The sequence below is a fragment of the Streptomyces sp. NPDC127114 genome (assembly GCF_042677525.1).
GTDB lineage: Bacteria > Actinomycetota > Actinomycetes > Streptomycetales > Streptomycetaceae > Streptomyces.
The window spans coordinates 111276-129985 of record NZ_JBHXTJ010000005.1 but is presented as its reverse complement, the minus strand read 5'-3'; the positions used below and the strand labels follow the sequence as shown (position 1 = coordinate 129985).

The 18710-nt window shown below is 73.1% G+C and carries 11 protein-coding genes; 6 read left to right on the top strand and 5 right to left on the bottom strand.

Annotated features, from left to right (window positions below):
* Positions 1-45: 45 nt before the first annotated feature.
* From pflA to ACFVGS_RS07450, 3 genes are all read right to left on the bottom strand, one after another.
* Positions 46-846 carry a pyruvate formate-lyase-activating protein gene (pflA, locus tag ACFVGS_RS07460; RefSeq protein WP_384415762.1) on the bottom strand — a complete coding sequence of 267 codons (801 nt, stop codon included), beginning with the start codon at positions 844-846 and terminating at the stop codon, positions 46-48.
* A gap of 227 nt (positions 847-1073) precedes the next feature.
* On the bottom strand, positions 1074-3398 hold the full coding sequence (gene pflB, locus ACFVGS_RS07455) for a formate C-acetyltransferase (protein WP_385691365.1): 2325 nt from the start codon (positions 3396-3398) through the stop codon (positions 1074-1076).
* A gap of 165 nt (positions 3399-3563) precedes the next feature.
* On the bottom strand, positions 3564-4988 hold the full coding sequence (locus ACFVGS_RS07450) for an MFS transporter (RefSeq protein WP_384415757.1): 1425 nt from the start codon (positions 4986-4988) through the stop codon (positions 3564-3566).
* Positions 4989-5291: 303 nt separating this feature from the next.
* On the opposite strand from ACFVGS_RS07450, the gene ACFVGS_RS07445 reads away from it, so the two are divergent.
* From ACFVGS_RS07445 to ACFVGS_RS07425, 5 genes are all read left to right on the top strand, one after another.
* Positions 5292-6476, top strand: a complete 1185-nt coding sequence (locus tag ACFVGS_RS07445; RefSeq protein ID WP_385691363.1) for a low temperature requirement protein A — start codon at positions 5292-5294, stop codon at positions 6474-6476.
* A gap of 51 nt (positions 6477-6527) precedes the next feature.
* Positions 6528-9638 carry a BTAD domain-containing putative transcriptional regulator gene (locus tag ACFVGS_RS07440; protein ID WP_385691360.1) on the top strand — a complete coding sequence of 1037 codons (3111 nt, stop codon included), beginning with the start codon at positions 6528-6530 and terminating at the stop codon, positions 9636-9638.
* Positions 9639-10369: 731 nt separating this feature from the next.
* Positions 10370-11152, top strand: coding sequence for an SDR family oxidoreductase (locus tag ACFVGS_RS07435; RefSeq protein WP_385691357.1), 783 nt, complete (start codon positions 10370-10372; stop codon positions 11150-11152).
* A 274-nt stretch (positions 11153-11426) separates the two neighbouring features.
* Entirely contained in the window at positions 11427-12629 is a 1203-nt protein-coding gene (locus ACFVGS_RS07430) for a P1 family peptidase (protein WP_385691355.1), read from the top strand.
* 171 nt (positions 12630-12800) lie between these two features.
* The gene (locus ACFVGS_RS07425; protein WP_384415743.1) at positions 12801-13580 is read left to right on the top strand and encodes a DUF6227 family protein; all 780 of its coding nucleotides are present in this window, start codon (positions 12801-12803) and stop codon (positions 13578-13580) included.
* 55 nt (positions 13581-13635) lie between these two features.
* Here the strand turns inward: ACFVGS_RS07425 and ACFVGS_RS07420 are convergent, their stop codons facing one another.
* Both ACFVGS_RS07420 and ACFVGS_RS07415 read right to left on the bottom strand, forming a co-directional pair.
* On the bottom strand, positions 13636-15333 hold the full coding sequence (locus ACFVGS_RS07420; RefSeq protein ID WP_385691352.1) for a glycosyltransferase family 39 protein: 1698 nt from the start codon (positions 15331-15333) through the stop codon (positions 13636-13638).
* Positions 15334-15343: 10 nt separating this feature from the next.
* A complete protein-coding gene (locus tag ACFVGS_RS07415; RefSeq protein WP_385691350.1) occupies positions 15344-16693 on the bottom strand; it encodes a glycosyltransferase in 1350 nt (449 codons plus the stop codon).
* Between the two features lie 295 nt (positions 16694-16988).
* On the opposite strand from ACFVGS_RS07415, the gene ACFVGS_RS07410 reads away from it, so the two are divergent.
* Entirely contained in the window at positions 16989-18647 is a 1659-nt protein-coding gene (locus tag ACFVGS_RS07410; RefSeq protein WP_385691347.1) for a hypothetical protein, read from the top strand.
* The last annotated feature ends 63 nt before the right edge of the window (positions 18648-18710 follow it).

Genomic DNA, 18710 nt, shown 5'->3' with positions numbered 1-18710 from the left:
GCCCGTTTTGCGGCGCCGGTGGGTGAGTGCCGGGCCGGGCGGCGCTCAAACGGCGTACAGACCGTGAGACCGGAAGATCTTCCTGGCCGCCGCGACCTGCTCCGGAGTCGGCGACGGGGTGTCGTGCAGGGTGAACGGCTTGGCGAGTGCTCGCCACTTTGCTTCACCGAGTTTGTGGAAGGGGAGGATGTCCACGCGGGAGACATTGCCGAGGCCACCGGCAAAGGCGGCGACTCCCTCCACGTCGGCGGGGTCGTCGGTGAGGCCAGGGACGAGGACGTAGCGGACGTGGACCTCCTGGCCGAGGTCGGCGAGGCGGCGGGCGAAGTCCAGGGTCGGCTGCAGCGGCCGGCCGGTCACCTTCTTGTACGTGTCCGGGTCCCAGGACTTGATGTCGAGAAGGACCAGGTCGGTGTCGCGCAGCAGGGCGTCCGTGGCCCGGGCGCCGAGGAAGCCCGAGGTGTCGAGGGCGGTGTGCAGACCGAGCTCGTGCTTCAGGCGGTGCAGCAGCTCGCCGGTGAACACGGGCTGCAGCAGGGGTTCGCCGCCCGAGACGGTGGCCCCGCCGCCCGAGGCGGAGATGAAGCGGGTGTACTTGCCCGCTTCGGCGATCACGTCGTCGGCGGAGGTCCGCTTGCCGTTCCGCATCCGCCACGTGTCGGGGTTGTGGCAGTACAGGCAGGTCAGCGGGCAGCCGGAGAGGAAGGTGACGAAGCGGGTGCCGGGGCCGTCGACACCGGTGGACAGGTCCCAGGAGTGCACAGAGCCCTCCGAAGGCCGCTGGGTCGCCGCGGCGGCCGGGGTGGCGGGAAGGGTCGGGATGTCCGAGCCGAGGAGTGCGGCCATGGCAGGGCCTCCTGTCCGGAAGGAGAGAGGAGCGAGAACGAGGGGAGGAAGGAGCGAGACGAGCGGGAGGAGAGGTGACGGAAAGGGTCGGGGACGTGGTCGGGGCTTCTCGCGAGGCTCCGGGGTCCGGGTGAGGGTCGACGGCGGGGTGCCGGAGCCGCGCGGGTCGCGACCGGTACGGGGCGGGGCGGTCGGGCCGGCCGGTGAGGGCCGGCCCGTCGGGTGGGCTACAGGGAGCCGTGGAAGGTGCGGTTCAGGACGTCGAGCTGCTGGTCGCGGGTGAGGCGGACGAAGTTCACCGCGTATCCGGAGACCCGGATGGTGAGCTGCGGGTAGTTCTCGGGGTGCTCCATCGCGTCGAGGAGCATGTCCCGGTTCAGGACGTTGACGTTCATGTGGAAGCCGTCGCCGGCCATGTAGCCGTCTAGGACATCGGCGAGGTTCCTGATCCGCTCCTGGGGGGTGCGGCCGAGGCCGTCCGGGGTGACGGTGCTGGTCAGCGAGATGCCGTCCTCGGCGTCCTCGTACGGGAGCTTGGCGACCGACAGGGCCGAGGCGACGTAACCGTGGGTGTCGCGGCCGTTCATCGGGTTGGCGCCCGGGGAGAACGGCTCTCCGGCCCGACGGCCGTCGGGAGTGTTGCCGGTCTTCTTTCCGTAGACGACGTTGGAGGTGATGGTCAGGACGGACTGCGTGTGTTCGGCGTTGCGGTAGGTCGGGTGCTTGCGCACCTTCTTCATGAACTCCTCGACCAGCCACACCGCGATCTCGTCGGCACGGTCGTCGTTGTTGCCGTACGCCGGGAAGTCGCCCTCGATCTCGAAGTCGGTGGCCAGACCGGTCTCGTCGCGCAGGGCGGTGACCCTGGCGTACTTGATGGCGGCCAGCGAGTCGGCGGCGACCGAGAGGCCGGCGATGCCGCAGGCCATGGTGCGGCGCACGTCGCGGTCGTGGAGCGCCATCTCGATGCGCTCGTAGGCGTACTTGTCGTGCATGTAGTGGATGACGTTCAGCGCGTGGACGTAGACGTTCGCCAGCCACTCCATCTGCTCGTCGAACTTGCGCATCACCTCGTCGTAGTCGAGGACGTCGGAGGCGACGGCGCCGGTGTCGGGGCCGACCTGGGCGCCGGACCTCTCGTCGCGACCGCCGTTGATCGCGTAGAGGAGGGTCTTCGCGAGGTTCACGCGGGCGCCGAAGTACTGCATCTGCTTGCCGACGGGCATCGCGGAGACGCAGCAGGCGATGGCGGTGTCGTCGCCGAAGCGGGGCCGCATCAGCTCGTCCGACTCGTACTGCACGGAGGAGGTGTCGATCGAGACCTTGGCGCAGAACTCCTTGAAGCCCTGGGGGAGATGCGGTGACCAGAAGACGGTCATGTTCGGCTCGGGGGCCGGACCGAGGTTGTACAGGGTCTGGAGGTAACGGAAGGAGGTCCTGGTGACCAGCGGACGGCCGTCCTCGCCCATGCCGGCGATGGACTCGGTGACCCACGTCGGGTCGCCGGAGAACAGCTCGTCGTACTCGGGGGTACGGAGGAAGCGGACGATACGCAGCTTGATGACGAAGTCGTCGACGAGTTCCTGGGCCTGCTCCTCGGTGAGGAGACCGGACTCGATGTCGCGCTGGAGATAGACGTCGATGAAGGTGGAGGTGCGGCCCAGCGACATCGCGGCGCCGTTCTGCTCCTTCACGGCGGCGAGATAGGCGAAGTACAGCCACTGGACGGCCTCGCGGCCGGTGGTGGCCGGGCCCGAGATGTCGTACCCGTACGAGGCGGCCATCGCCTTCAGCTCGCCGAGGGCGCGGATCTGCTCAGCGAGCTCCTCGCGGAGCCGGATGGTCTCCTCCACGGAACGGTTCCCGGCGGGGAGGGTGTTCAGCTCCTCCTTCTCCTCCTTCTTCAGCTCGACGAGGCGGTCGACGCCGTAGAGGGCGACGCGGCGGTAGTCGCCGATGATGCGGCCGCGCCCGTAGGCGTCGGGGAGTCCGGTGACGACGCCGGCCTTGCGGGCGGCGCGGATCTCGGGGGTGTAGGCGTCGAAGACGCCGGCGTTGTGGGTCTTGCGGTAGTCGGTGAAGATCTTCTCGAGCTCCGCCGAGACCGGGTAGCCGTAGGTCTCCAGGGCGCCGGCGACCATGCGCCAGCCGCCGTACGGCATGATCGCGCGCTTCAGCGGGGCGTCCGTCTGGAGGCCGACGATCAGGTCCTTGTCGCGGTCGATCCAGCCGGGGGCGTGGGCGGTGATGGTGGAGGGGATGTCGTACGCGACGTCGTAGACGCCCTTGGCGCGCTCCTCGGGGAACCTGTCCGTGATGGCCTTCCACACGGCGGCGGTCCGCTCGGTAGGACCGGCGAGGAAGGAGTCGTCGCCCTCGTACGGGGTGTAGTTCTGCTGTATGAAGTCGCGTACGTCGATGGCGTCGCGCCACAGGCCGCCCTTGAAGCCCTTCCAGGCTCCGTCGTTCACCGTTGCTTCAGCAGGGGTCGCAGTCACTGCCCGCACCGCCTTCTCGATCGCTCGAAAGCCTGTTGCTTGCTTCCATTGCATGCTTGCTTGCTTCCATTGCACTTCGTCTGATCGATCAAAAGGGGCGGCAATGGTCACCAGTCGATGGCCGTTGGTCCCTTTCCGGACATGCGGAAAGACCCCGCCGGAGCGGGGCCTTTCGGGATTCTCGAGAAAGCAGCCGGGTGGGCCGGTCGGCCGGGGCGGTCAGCTGGGGGCCTCGGCGCCCTTGCGGGCGTAGAACCACCAGGTCACGAGCACACAGCTCAGATAGAAGGCGACGAAACCCCACATCGCGCTGGTCACGGCGATCGACCCGAAGAGGGCAGGGATGAAGAAGAAGCCGTAGGCCGCGATGGCGGAGGTGAAGCCGGTGACGGCGCCGGACTCCATTTCCGCCTGCTTCAGGGCCCGGGCGTATTCCGGAGTTCCCTCGGTCAGGCCCTTCAGATGGGTGCCGCGGAAGATCACCGGGATCTGGCGGAAGGTCGACCCGTTGCCGATGCCGGAGAAGAAGAACGCCGCGAGGAAGCAGAAGAAGAAGCCGTAGAAGGAACCGCTGTCACTGCCCGAAGGAAGGAAGTTGATCACTCCCACGATGGCGGCCGCCATGCCGACGAAGGACAGGATCGTGACCCGCGCACCGCCCCACTTGTCGGCGATCCAGCCGCCCGCCCACCGGGCGAGGGCGCCGACCGCCGGCCCCATCCAGGCGTAGGTGGCGACGGAGTAGTCCGGGAACGTCGTCTTGATCAGCATCGGCAGGGCCGCGGCGAAGCCGATGAAGGAACCGAAGGTGCCGACGTACAGCCAGGTCATCAGCCAGTTGTGCTTGCGCTTGAAGATCACCTTCTGCCGGCTGAACGGCGTCGACGCGACCTTCAGGTCGTTCTGCCCGAACCAGGCGACGGCGGCCAGGACCAGCAGCACCGGCACCCAGATGAAGGCCGCGTTCTGCAGGTAGACGGGGGTGCCGTCGGCCTTGTGCTGGGCGGAGCCGATGGCGATCGTCGACCAGGTGATGACGATCGGGGTCAGCAGCTGGACGGCGGAGACGCCCAGGTTGCCGAGGCCGCCGTTGATGCCGGTGGCGCTGCCCTTCCTCGCCTTCGGGAAGAAGAAACCGATATTCGCCAGGGAGGAGGCGAAGTTCGCGCCGCCGATGCCGCACAGCGCGGCGATGCCGACCATCACCCCGTACGGGGTCGACGGGTCCTGGATCGCGATGCCCAGCCAGATCAGCGGCACGATCAGCACCAGCGTCGACAGGGCGGTGAAGCGCCGCTGTCCGATCATCGGGCCGAGGAAGGTGTAGAAGATCCGGGCCGTGCCGCCGGTCAGACCGGGTATGGCCGTCAGCCAGAACAGCTGGGAGGTGGAGAAGGCGAAGCCGACGTCCTTCAGGTTCGTCGCCGTGACCGACCACACCTGCCAGACGACGAACGCCACGAGAAGCGCCGGTACGGCGATCCACAGGTTGCGGTTCGCGACCTTGCTGCCGATGGACTTCCAGAAGAGCTCGTTCTCCGGCTCCCAGTCCGTGATCGGCTTGCCGGGCCTGTACTGCTCCGCGTCGTACGAGGCGGGTGACGGCCCGCCCGTCGTTCTGCTGTCCTGGACTACGGAACTCATGGCGATTCCCTGACGTTTCGAGGGGCTCTTGCCCTTCCAGGCTCCGCTCGCGCACCAGGGGTACGGGAGAGCCGATCGTCGCCGGAGTCGGCGGGCGTAGGTCCCGTCAGGCCCGGGCCCTACGGACCTCCTGGGCGGCGTCGCGGACCACGACTCGGACCACGGCGAGGCCTCAGCGAGAGCACGTCGAGGCCACGGCGTACGCCTCGCCCGTACCGCCGTCCTCGAACCGGGAAGCAGGGTGCGGTGGGCTTGTGGTGTCGTGTTGCCGTGGGTGCGTGAGGGCGTGCTGTTCTGTGGGGCATGACGCAACCCTTTCTTCCGCTCACCGCCCGGTCGCGTGACGAGGCGCACCGGGCCGCCACCCCGCTCGAGCTGTTCTTCGACCTCTGTTTCGTCGTCGCCGTCGCCCAGGCCGGTGCGGAGCTCGTGCACGCCGTCGCGGAGGGGCACGCCGGGTCCGGGATCCTCAACTACGCCATGGTGTTCTGGGCCATCTGGTGGGCCTGGATGAACTTCACGTGGTTCGCCTCGGCGTACGACAACGACGACGTGCTGTACCGGGTCGTGACGCTCGTCCAGATCGCCGGCGTGCTGATCCTCGCCGCCGGTGTCTCGCGCGCGTTCGACGACCACGACTTCCTCGTCGTGTACATCGGGTACGTCGTGATGCGCCTCGCGCTCTCCTCGCAGTGGCTGCGCGCCGCGCACCACGCCACCGACCCCGGCGAGCGGACGATGTGCCGACGCTACGCGGGCGGCGTGGTGGCCTGTCAGGTCGGCTGGACAGCGCTGCTGTTGGTTTCGGAGGGCGCGCGACCGTGGGTGTTCCTGGTCATGGCGGTCGCCGAGATGGCCGTACCGATGTACGCGGAGAAGGACGTCACGACGCAGTGGCACCCGCACCACATCGCCGAGCGCTACGGCCTGTTCACCATCATCGTGCTCGGCGAGACCATCGCGGCGGCGACGGTCGCCGTGAAGTCGGGCGTGACGGAGAACGACGCGCTCGGCGAGGTGCTGCCGATCGCCGCCGGCGGGCTCCTCATCGTCTTCGCCGCCTGGTGGATCTACTTCGTCGTCCCCGCCCACGACCGGCTCGCCTCCAACCGGCAGGGCTTCCTCTGGGGCTACGGCCACTACCTGATCTTCGCCTCCGCCGCCGCGATCGGCGCGGGCATCGAGATCGCGGTCGAGCAGGCCGTCGGCAAGGCGCACATCACCACCCTCGCCGCGTCCTCCGCCGTGACCATCCCGGCGGCCGTCTTCCTGCTCTGCGTGTGGCTGCTGCACGCCCGCTACTTCAAGGTCGGCTTCGCCCAGCAGGCGGTGCTCCCGGTGTCCGCCCTCGCGATCCTGATGTGCTCCTTCGCCGGGCACTGGGCGGTGTTCGCCGCCGGGCTCGTGGCGGCGGCGACGGTGGCGGTGGGAGTGACGCTCACGGCCACCAACCCGGCCACCAGAACGACCGGGCGGCGGGTCCCGTAGGGCCTGCCCGGCGGATCAGGGCCGGACAGGCCCTGGGCCAGAATGCCTCGCATGATCTTCCGGCTGCTCGGTCCGCTCACCGTCGACGGCGCGCCCGCCTCCGGCGGCCCCCGGGTGCGGGCGCTGCTCGCGCTGCTGCTGCTCGACGCGGGGCGGGTGGTCCCGGCCGAGCGGCTCGTCGACGGCCTGTACGGGGAGGAGCCGCCGGCCGGCGCCGCGAACGCCCTCCAGTCGCAGGTCTCCCGGCTGCGCCGGGCGGGCCTGCCGGACGGGGTGGCGGTGGAGCACTCGGCCGCGGGCTACCGCCTCACCGGCGTCGAGGCCGACGACGTCGACGCGTCGCGGTTCGCGCGGCTGGCGCGGGAGGGCACGCGCCTCCGTTCCTACGGGGACGCCGTAGGGGCGGAGGAACTGCTCCGCGAGGCGCTCGGGCTGTGGCGCGGCCCCGCCCTCGCGGATGTACGGGACGCTCCGTACGCCGCCGCCCAGGTCGCCCGGCTCGACGCACTGCGCCTCGACGCGCTGGAGGAATGGGCGGCCGCGCGCCTCGCTGTGGGCGGGGATCCCGCCCCGCTCGTACGGGACTTGGCGGAGGCCGCGGCCGCGCAACCGCTGCGGGAACGGCTCCGGGCCCTCCAGATGCGGGCGCTGGCCGGTGCCGGGCGACAGGCCGAGGCGCTCGGCGTGTACGAGGAGGTGCGCGGGGCGCTCGCGGACGAACTGGGCGCGGATCCGTCGGAGGAGCTGGCGTCGGCCCACCTGGCGGTCCTCCGCGGCGAGGCGTCCGCCCGGCCGCTGGGCGGCCCTCGGCCGGCGGACAGCGGCAACGGCAGCGGTTCGCTTGCTGCTGGGCTGTGCGGCACCAGCGCCGGGCCTGCCCGTGGTTTGGCAGGCACCAGCGCCGGGCCTGCCCGTGGCCTGCCAGGGACCAGCGCCGGTCTCAACCCTGGCATGCCGGACGCCAGCGCCGCTGGTGCTGCACCTGGCCTGCGTGGCAGCCGCAGTGGTCCTGCCCCTGACCTGCCAGGCACCGGCACCCGCACCCGCGGCGGCGCCCCCCGCGGCGCCCACGCCCTCAGCGACACCGGCAGCGGCGGCGACACCGGCACCGGCGTGCCCGGGCCCCACGGAAGCCCCCATCCAAGTGGCTTCATGGACGGTCCCGCTCCCGCTCCGGTTCCGGTTCCTCACCCCGTCCGGCCGCCCGTGCCTCTCACCGATTTCGTGGGGCGGGAGCCCGAGCGCGAGCAGCTCGGCGCGCTGCTGTCGTCCGCGCGGCTGGTCACGCTGGTCGGCCCCGGCGGCGCGGGGAAGACCCGGCTCGCGGTGGAATGCGCGGGCAGCGAGGCCGTTTTCGTGGACCTGGGTGCCGTCGGGCCGGGTGAGACGGCCGCGGCGTTCGCGCGGGCGCTCGGCGTGCGGGACGCGGCCGAGGACGCGCTCGTACGAGCCGTCGCGGACCGGCCCCTGCTGCTCGTCGTCGACAACTGCGAGCACGTCGTGGCCGAGACGGCCCTGCTCGTACGGGAGCTGCTCGCTCGCTGCCCGGAGTTGCGGGTCCTCGCGACCGGCCGTGAGGCGCTGGGCATCACGGGCGAGTCGCTGCTGCCACTGGCCGCGCTCGCGCCGGGTGCGGCGGAGGAGTTGTTCGTACGGCGCGGGTCGGCGGCCCGGCCCGGGTTCGCGGGGCACGCGCGCGTACCGGAGATCTGCGCGGCCCTCGACGGACTGCCCCTCGCCCTGGAACTGGCGGCCGCCCGACTGCGGACCCTGACCGTCGACGACCTCGCCGACCGGCTGGGAGAACGGTTGGGAGAACCGCTGGGAGACGGGCTCGGAGACCGGCCGGGCGGTGGGCGGGGAGAACGGGCCGACGGGCGGTTTCGGGTGCTGTCGCGGGGTGACCGTACGGGGCCCGAGCGGCATCGGACACTGGCCGCGGTGGTGGAGTGGAGCTGGGAACTCCTGGACGAGGAGGAACGGCTCGCGGCGGCGCGGTTCTCCGTCTTCCGGGGCGGCGCCACCGCGGAGGCGGCGGCCGCGGTCTGGGGCACCGACCTCGCGGACGCGACGGACGTCCTGGCGTCGCTCACCGAGAAGTCGCTGATGGAGGCGACCGCGGACGGGACCGGCCGTGGCCGCTACCGCATGCTGGAGACCGTCCGGGCCTACGCGGCCGGGCGGCTGCCCGCCGACGACCCCGCCTTCGCCGCGCACACCGCCCACTTCCTGGCCCTCGCTCGCGCCGCCGACCCCGGACTGCGCGGCCCCGCCCAGCTCGACCTGCTCGCCCGCCTCGACGCCGAGGACCCGAACCTGCGCGCCGCCCTGCGCCGCGCGGCCCCGGAGGACGGGCTGCGGCTGGTGGCCGCGCTCACCCCCTACTGGTGGCTACGAGGCCTGCGCGGGCAGGTGGCCGGGCCGGTGGCGGACCTGCTCGACGAGGTCGAACACGCCGGTCTCGCGACCGAGTCGGCCGGCCTCGGCGAGGAGTACGCGCTCTGCGTGCTGACCGCCCGAGCACAACCCGGCCCGGGCGCCGAGCCGTACCCGGGCCTGTCCCCAGAACGGCTCGTACGCGCCCGGGACCTGCTCGTCGCCCGCACGGAACCGCTGCGGCAGCCCTTCACCGCGTTCCTGTGGGCGACGACTGTCGGGCCGGAGGAGCGGCTTCCGGTACCGGACGACGCCTGGTCGCGCGCCCTCGACCTGGTCGGCCAGGGGCATTTGGCCCTGGCCCGGGGAGACGAGGACACGGCGGAACGGACGCTGACGGCCGCCTTGGCGGGGTTCCGCGCCCTCGGCGACCGCTGGGGCACGGCCACGGCCCTGGAAGGGCTCGCGGGCCTCTCCCCCGAACCGCTGCCGCTGCTCGCCGAGGCCCTCGGCCTCTTCGAGTCCCTGGGCGTCGCCGAGGACATCGTGGACCTCCTCTGCCGCCGCGCCGCCGTCCACGAGGCTGCGGGCGATCCCGTCTCCGCCGCCGCCGACCGCACCCGCGCGGCGGAAACCGCCCGCCGCGCGGGGCTCCCGGGCCGGCCGCAGACCCCGGGCCTACCCGGCCGGCCGCGGACCCCGGACCTACCCGGCCTGCCGCAGACCCCGGGCCTGCCCGGCTGGCCGCAAGCCCGGGGCCTGCCCGGCCTGCCGGACCACCCATAGCTGCAGGGCGACCGGCCCGGCCATAGCTCCCGGACCGGCCGGGCCTGGCCGAACCGCCAGACGGGCAACGGCTGCCGGACCGGCCGGGCCTGGCCGAACTGCCAGACGGGCAACGGCTGCCGGACCGGCCGGGCCTGGCCGAACTGCCAGACGGGCAACGGCTGCCGGACGCGCCGGACACACCCGGCCTGCCGGACGGACCAAGCTGCCGGACCGGCCGGGCCTACCCGCACTGCCGAACGGGCCATAGCTGCCAGACCGGCCAGACTCGCCCGGCCTGCCGGACGTGCGCGCCTGCGCGGCCGGCCGTAACCGTCAGTCCCGCCGGCGTCGCAGTCCCGCCTGGACCTGCCGTACGCCCGACCCGCCAGACCTTCCGGACCGCCCGACCCGCCAGGTCTCCCGGACTTGCCATCGCGCGAGGTGTGCCGGGCTGCCCGACCTGCTGACTGCCCGACCGCCAGGTCTGACCGAAGAGGCCTGGCGGCCCCCACCAACCCGGCCGGTGCGGCGTCTCGCCTGCGTTCTGCGCGCAGGCCAGCTGCGCCCCGGCCGCCTGCGCCCGGCACTCCCCCCGCGTCGAGCCGCCCGCCCCGCCCCGGACGCGCTCTTCTCGCCCGTCGTCAGTCGCCGTCAGCGCTTCGTGCGCGGTCCGTCAGCGGGCACGGTCAGTCTCCTTCCTGCCGAGGCGATCGCCCGGCACCGAACCCCTCCCACCGGAAGGCCGCATCATGCAGCAGCACACCCTTCGCACCGCTCTCGTCACCGGCGCCTCGCGCGGCATCGGGCGGGGCATCGCCCGGCGGCTGGCCGCGGACGGGCTGCTCGTCGCCGTCCACTACGGCTCCGACGGGGCCGCCGCCCAGGAGACCGTCGGCCTGATCACCGCCGACGGCGGCCGGGCGTTCGCCGTGGGGGCCGAGCTCGGCACACACGAAGGCGTCCTGGCGCTCGTCGAAGGCGTACGGGCGGGACTGCTCGCCCACACCGGTGACACCGGGCTCGACGTGCTGGTCAACAACGCGGCCGTCACGTCCTCCGGCGGACACCTCCATGAGGAGACCGTCGAGCAGTTCGACCGCCTCTTCGCGGTCAACGTGCGCGCCCCGTACTTCCTGGTGCAGCAGCTCCTGCCGGTCCTGCGCGACGGCGGCGCCATCGTCAACATAGGCTCCGCCGTCACCCGCATCTCCCTCTCCGACGAGCTGGCGTACGCGATGACGAAGGGCGCGATGGAAACGTTCACCCGCACCCTCGCGAACGTCGTCGGCGCCCGCCGGATCACCGTCAACACCGTTGCCCCCGGCCCCACGCAGACGGCCGGGCTCACGGCCGCGATGGCGGCGATGCCGCAGCTGGAGGAGATGCTGATCGCCGGGCAGGCGCTGCCGTGGGTGGGGCAGCCGGAGGACGTCGCCGAGCCGGTGGGCTTCCTGGCGTCTCCGGCCGGCCGTTGGATCACGGGCACGGTGATCGACGCGTCGGGCGGCACGTACCTGGGCCCGAAGCGCTGAGCCGAGGCGAACCGAACGGATCGGCTCCGACCCGATCGACTCCGACCCATCGGCGTGACCCGATCAGCTCCGGCCCGATCAGTTCCGATCTGATCAGTGCCGACCTGATCGGCTCGGGCCGGTCGCTCGGGCCGGTCGCTCCGGCCGACCGCCTCCGGGCCGGTCCGCCCTGTGGGCCCGTCCTGTTCTGGGCCCGTCCTGTTGTGGGCCCGTCCTGTGGTGGGCCCGTCCTGTGGTGGGCCCGTCCTGCGGTCATTCGTGCTACGCAGGAAGCATGACCGAACACCAGCACGACACGACCGATGCGCACGGGCCCCGCGGCGGCATCACCGACGTGGCCGGGATCCGCGTCGGCCACGCGCGCGTGGCCGGGCCGCGGGCGCTGTCCGGGACCACGGTGGTCCTGGCCCCGGAGGGCGGGGCGGTCGCCGCGGTCGACGTGCGGGGCGGCGGCCCGGGCACGCGGGAGACGGACGCGCTGGACCCGCGCAACCTGGTGCAGCGGATCGACGCCGTCGTCCTGACCGGCGGCAGCGCGTACGGGCTCGACTCCGCGGGCGGAGTGATGGCCTGGCTGGAGGAGCAGGGCCGCGGGGTGCGGGTGGGGCCCGATCCGGCGCACGTGGTGCCGGTCGTGCCCGCCGCCTGCGTCTTCGACCTCGGCCGGGGCGGCGACTTCTCGGCCCGGCCGGACGCCTCGACGGGCCGGGCTGCGGTGGAGGCCGCAGCGGCGAGCGGGCTCCACGCGCGCGTGGAGACCGGCGCGGTCGGCGCGGGCACGGGAGCCGTCGTCGGCGGGCTCAAAGGCGGGGTGGGGACGGCGAGCACCGTCCTGGCGTCGGGGATCACGGTCGGCGCGCTGGTGGTGGTCAACGCGGTCGGTTCGGCGGTGGATCCGGAGACGGGCGTGCCGTACGGCGGCTACTTCGGCGACCTCGGCGACGGCGGTCAACTCGGCCCGCTCGGCCCGCTCGGCAGCGTCCACGGCGGCTCCCGGCCCGACGCCCAGCCCGACGCCCGGCCCGACGCCCGGCCCGACGCCCGGCCCGCAGGCCGGCGGATCGCATATCCCGATCCGGCCGTGCACGCGGCGGCGATGCGGCGGCTCGCCGAGGCGCGGGCGAAGGCCGCGCCGCCGCCGCTGAACACCACCCTCGTGGTGGTGGCGACGGACGCGGTGCTGACCCGCGCGCAGGCGCACAAGCTCGCGGGGACGGCGCACGACGGCATCGCGCGCGCCGTCCGTCCGGTGCATCTTCTGAACGACGGTGACACGGTCTTCGCCCTCGCCACGGGGGCGCGCGAACTGCCCTCCGCGCCGGGCCCGCTCGCCCTCAACGAGATCCTGACGGCGGGCGCCGACACGGTCACGCGGGCCATCGTCCAGGCAGTTCTCGCGCCCGCTGCCGGAGTGTCAGGGCCGGGCGGGGACTTCCCCTCGTACCGGGAGCTGTACGGCGACGCGCACGACGGCTAGCCCTCGCCGTCGACTCCCGGTATACCAAAGGGAGTTGACGAAAGATGCAGGGGGGCGCGGGAACTCGTTGTGCGCCCCCGTTCGTTTTCCCGAACGCCGGACACGATGTCAGACCCAGGGACTACGTTTAGCAAGCACCAAGTGACATGCGGCGACGGCCTGGAGACCCTCTTGAACGATCCGCAGGATCATTCTCACGATCCGTACGAGACGACCGAGACCCATCTTGAGCGACTTCTCGGCCGGGCGCTCAACTCCTTCGACCTGCCCGACTCCACGATCGAGCGGCTGGAGTCGGCCCTCGCCCACTCCACGGCGCTGTACTCCTCGCACCACAGCGCGTCGCTGCACCGCACCACCTACCGTCACACGTACCTGCTGCCGGACGGCACCGCGCCGAGCCTCTGGGAGCTGGTCCACAACTCCGGCCGGGACGGCGCGGAGCAGCACGAGCTGTACCTGGAGGAGGCCGAGGCCCGGCTCGCCGCCTCCCGGCTGCCCGCCGGACCCTCGCTGGGCTGGACCGTGGAGCGGGCCGACGGCACGCCCTCCGACGAGGACGACGACCTGGAGGTGCTGAGCGCCCTCCTCGCCCGCCCGATACCGGTCCAGCCGCGGATGTACGTGCCGGACAACTCGGCGGACCACGCGCGGCGGGTGCTGCGCCGCGCGGAGAACGCGGACCGGCCGGGCGAGGCCACCGCCCGGCGGCTGCGGCTCGCGTTCGCTCACCACATCACGCAGGCCTTCGGGCGGCACTGCCCCGTGGAGGGCGGCCGGGACGCCGGCTTCACCCTCTACGAGCACCAGTTCCTGCTCCTGGACGGCAGCGAACTGAGCCTCTGGGAGGTCGAGCACACGGCGACGCCCGACGGCCGTCACATGTGCGAGGTGTACGAGGAGGAGCGCGCCGCCCGCGACGCGATGGAGTCCCGCTCCCGGGTGCGCTGACGGCCCTGCCCCCCGGGGCGCCCCTTTGTCGGCCCGCCCCTGCCCCGCCTTGCCGCTACCTCCTCCTGGCACCCGCGTCCTTGCGGACCAGCAGCGCGACCGTCACCCCTGTGAGCCGTTCGGTACCGGTCGCCGTGTAGTGGGCGCGCAGGGCGCGGGCCTGGGCGGGCGGGAGGGCCGTCAGCGGGTCCGCGTCGCCTGCCGGGACGACCAGCCAGATGCGCGGCTCGCCGCGCAGGCAGCGCGCCGGGGCCGGGCACTCCGTCGCCCACAGGTCCGCGCGGTCGGCCGCCGACCGGGCCAGGAACACGTCGCGCGGGCGCAGTTCGTCCGGCAGGTAGTGGCGTACGCCGGCGTCCAGGAGGCGCCAGTAGTCGTCACCGCGGTCGTAGACCACGGCGTCCCCGGGGCGGTGGTACTTCTCGATGGTGGCGGCGGCCCCGCGGTAGTCCACACCGTGCCAGAAGTGCGCGTACGGTTCGCGCAGCGCCCGCTGCTCGGGCAGCGTGAGCAGCGCGAGACCGGCCAGCAGCACGGCGACGACGGCCCGGGGGCGTACGGTCCGCAGCGCGGCCCCGGCCAGGACGGCCCACGCGGGCAGGGTGAACAGCAGATAGCGGAAGTAGAAGTACGACACGTCTCCGTGCGAGACCGTCCACAGGATCAGCGGGGGCGCCACGGCCGAGGCGGTCATCGCGAGCAGCCAGGCCCGGCCGGTCATGGCACCCGGACCGGCGCCACCGTCACCCACGCCGGGCCCGCCCACAATCGATCCGCTCAGGCCCGACCCGGTCACGCCCGATCCGCCCACGCCCTCTCCGCTCACGCCGCTTCCGCCCGCGCCCTCTCCGCCCGTGCGGCCGTCCCGCCCCGCCCAGGCCAGGGCAGCCAGGGCCATGACCGCGCCCGCGACCAGCGCGGAGCCGAACAGCTGGGGCCAGAACGCGGCCAGGCCCTCCAGGTCGGGCCGCGGGATCCAGGAGATCTGGCGCCCGGCCTGTGCGCGGCCCAGGACCAGGACCGGCACCGACGCGGCCACGCCCGCGAGGGCGGCGAGACCGAACCGCAGGAGGACGGAACGCCCCTTGGCGACCGCCGCCACGAGGTGCCCGGCCAGGGCGGTCAGCGCCACCAGGTGCAGCAGCCCGACCGCCGTCGTGGCCAGGGCGTACGCGGCCCAGCGCGGCACGCTGTCGGGACGGTCGAGGGCCCGGAGCAGGAGCAGCGTGGCGAGGGCGACCGCGAGGACGACGAGGGCGTACGGCCTGGCCTCCTGCGCGTACCGCAACACCACCGGCGTCAGGGCGAACAGCAGCCCCGCGACACGGCCCGCCCGGCGCCCGGCCAGCCGCGCCCCGATCAGCGCCGTACAGACCGCCGCTCCGGCGGTCGCCAGCACGGAGGGCAGTCGCAGGGCGAGGTCGGAGTCGCCGAAGAGGCCGGTCCAGCCGTGCAGGAGGAGGTAGTACGTGGCCAGGACGGCGTCGACGTGCTGGATCGTCTCGAGCAGCCGGCCGGTCGAACGGGTGGCCATGTCCCAGGTGTTGAGCTCGTCCTCCCACAGCTGCGGGCCACCCGCCCCGTACAGCCCGAGGACGAGGGCCAGGAGGCCTGGCCACAGCCACGCACTGCCGAACAGCCGGCGATGGCCCCCCTCGGCCGCGGCCCCGGCCGGGTCGGCGGCGAGGCCGGCGGGGGCGGCGAGGCCAGCGGGTTCGGGAGCGTGGTCCCGTACGGAGGCAGGAGTTCCCATCAGCGGTTCCTCACGCGGGGGTGGCGGACATGGGAGCGGAGGCAGGGGCAGATGCAGGCGCAGAGGGAGGAGCAGAGGGAGGAGCAGGAGCGGCGGCCGGGGCGGAAGCGGGGGCGCCGACGGGTGCAGGAGCGGAAACAGGCGCAGGGCCGGAAGCGGGCGCTGGAGCGGAAGCCGACGCGAGGGCGGGAGCCGGGGCCGACGTGAGGGAGGTAGCCGACGGGAAGGCGGGAGCCGGGGCCGACGCGAGGGCGGGAGCCGGGGCCGGAGGGGCGGCGGAAGTGGGGGACGGAGGGGTGGCGGAAGTGGGGGACGCGGCGAGTTTCGCCACGGCGAACTCGCGGTTGGCGCGGGTCTGCTCGCGGTAGGCCGGGGGCAGGTCCGGGAGGCCGAGCAGCCGGTCGCAGGCGGCGAGCGAGGCCTCGTGGTCGCCCACCCAGTACGCGGTGATCGAGTACTCGAACAGCAGCCCCCAGCGGTACACCCACGGCTGGAGGAACAGCACGTCGTCGACGGGCTGCGGCCGGTCGAGGACGGCCGAGACGATCGCGTGGGCGGCGTGGTGGCGGTTCAGCTTGCGCAGCCGCGCGGCCAGCTCGTAACAGGCTTCCAGGCGCTGCGGACGTGACTCCCAGGCCCGTACGAGGGTGTCCTGTGCGGTGGGCCAGTCGCCGGCCTCCGCAGCGAGGATCCCCGCCTGGAGCAGGGAGTAGTAGACCTCCTCGCCCCAGCCGCCCATGGCCGCGCGCCGCTCGTAGAGGGCTGCCGCCTCCTTCGCGCGGCCCCCCGTGTCCCGCAGGGTCTGGGCGAGGTAGAAGACCGTACGGGGGTTGGCCGGGTCGCGCTCCAGCTCGGCGCTCAGGAGGCGGGCGTCGCGCTCGAACTTGTCGTGGCGCGAGCCGCCGTCGGCGTGGTCCTCGATGACGAGCGCGTCGAGGTTCCGCTGGACGTGGTCGCGGTCCGTGGTCAGGTACTCGTGCGTGACGCCCTCGTACCGCCACGGCAGATCGCCTCTGACCAGGCGTTTGATCCGGTACTCCAGCGCGCCGCGGTGCCGCAGCATGTACGCGTCGGCGGTCAGTTCGGGCAGCGGCCCCTCCTCGCGCAGCACGTGGTCGGCGTCGAGGAGGAGCAGGTAGTCGGCCCGGCCACGGGCGCGGGCGATGTTCAGGCTCCGGTTGTGGCCGAAGTTCACCCACGGCTCCTCCACCAGCTCGCCGGGAATGCCGGCGAGGGCACTCCGGATCAGCTCCTGGGTGCCGTCGGTGGACCCGGTGTCGGAGATGACCCAGGTGGTGACGAGGTGCCGGACGGAGGCGAGGCAGCGTTCGATCACCGCGGCCTCGTTCTTGACGATCATGCACAAGCAGAAGGACGGCTGCACGGCAACACCACTTCCGGTGGGCGGGGCGGGGGGCGACCGTACGCACGACCATGGCGGGCGCGGCGGCGGCACGCCGACCCGGCGCCGTGGGTTCGCCTTCGCGTACGCATCCATTCGGCTAGAGCGAATACGCCATGGCGCTGAGAGCGCCCGCTGACCCATCAAGGCTTCGCGCGTGCGATCCGACGATCAGAAAGGAAGCTCATATGCGCTTCCGGGACATCACTCGCCTCTCACGCCGGCGGGACCGCCGGCGGAGGAAGGAGCATGCATGCGTCCTGATCCCAGGACTCGGTCCAGGTCGCCGCTCGGGCCGCTGCCGCGACGGCGCGCCTGGTTGAGCGGTGGCGCGCTCGCCTCGGTCGCATTGGTCCTGACGGGCTTCACGCCCTCGGCCTCGGCATGGGGCGACCCGGTCGCCGACGGCCGGCCGGGCCTCGCGGCGGCCGGCCCGATGACCGACGACGAGTGCAAGGACCGGCCGCCGCACGAGGACCAGGGCCCGCCCCCGTGGGAGCAGCAGGGTCCGCCGCAGCACGAGGACCAGGGCCCGCCTCCGTGGGAGGACCAGGGCCCGCCGCCCTGGGAGCAGGGACCGCCGCCACACGGCGAGGACGGCCCGCCGCCGTGGGAGCAGGGGCCGCCGCCACACGGCGAGGACGGCCCGCCGCCGTGGGAGCAGCAGGGTCCGCCGCGCGGTCACGACGGGCCGCCGGGCTTCGGCGGGTTCCAGCAGTTCCTGGACCACCAGATCGGCTCGGTCACCGGCGACCGCTACGTCCGCGCCATGACCCCTGCGGGCGGCGACCACGACAAGTGCAAGGTGGGCCCGACGGGACCGACGGGTCCGAAGGGCCCCACCGGCCCGACAGGGCCGACGGGCCCGAAGGGCAATACGGGCGCGACCGGCGCGACCGGTGCCACGGGTTCGACCGGACCCACCGGGCCGACCGGGCCGACGGGTTCCACCGGTGCCACGGGTGACACCGGACCGAAGGGCGACACCGGCGACACCGGCCCCGCAGGAGCAACCGGAGCAACCGGCGACACCGGACCCACCGGACCGACCGGCCCCACCGGCGCCACGGGTGACACCGGACCGAAGGGCGACACCGGCGACACCGGCCCCGCAGGAGCAACCGGAGCAACCGGCGACGCCGGCCCCACGGGACCGACCGGCCCGACTGGCCCCACCGGCGCCACCGGTGACACCGGGCCCAAGGGCGACACCGGCGACACCGGCCCCGCAGGAGCAACCGGAGCGACCGGCGACGCCGGACCGACCGGCGACACCGGACCCACCGGCCCCACGGGACCGACGGGACCGACCGGCCCCACCGGCGCCACCGGTGACACCGGACCGAAGGGCGACACCGGCGACACCGGCCCCGCAGGAGCAACCGGAGCAACCGGCGACATCGGACCTGCCGGGCCCACCGGTCCTACCGGCCCGACCGGGCCCACCGGCGCGACCGGCGCGACCGGCGCCACGGGGGCGACGGGCGCGACCGGACCCTGCTCGGACATCGACCTCTACGCTCCGTCGGCCACCGAGGACCAGCAGGCGGTGCTCACCGGCGGCAGGGTGTACGTCGGCAGGGCGCCCAATGCGGGCGGGACGATCACCTGGCAGGACCTCACCAACGCGACCGCGACGATGACGGACCCCGCCAACGCCAACTTCCCCGGCGGGGCCTGCGGCGTCTCGTACGACAACCAGGGCAACACGGCCCTCGTCAAGATCGTGACCGTGAACGGGCAGGTGTGGCAGACGGTTGGCGACACCAACGGCACCAACTTCATCTGGAACCAGCCGTGGGTCCAGCAGACGACGCCCACCCCGGCGGTCCTCCGCAACAACAAGTTCATGCGCGCCCTGCCCCCCGGGGCGCCCCGCAACCCCATCCCGCACGGCGTGATGCGCCCTTGACCGAAAGGTGAAACACCGAGGGGCGGTGCTCCCGCCGTTTCGCCGGTGGTGCACCGCCCCTCG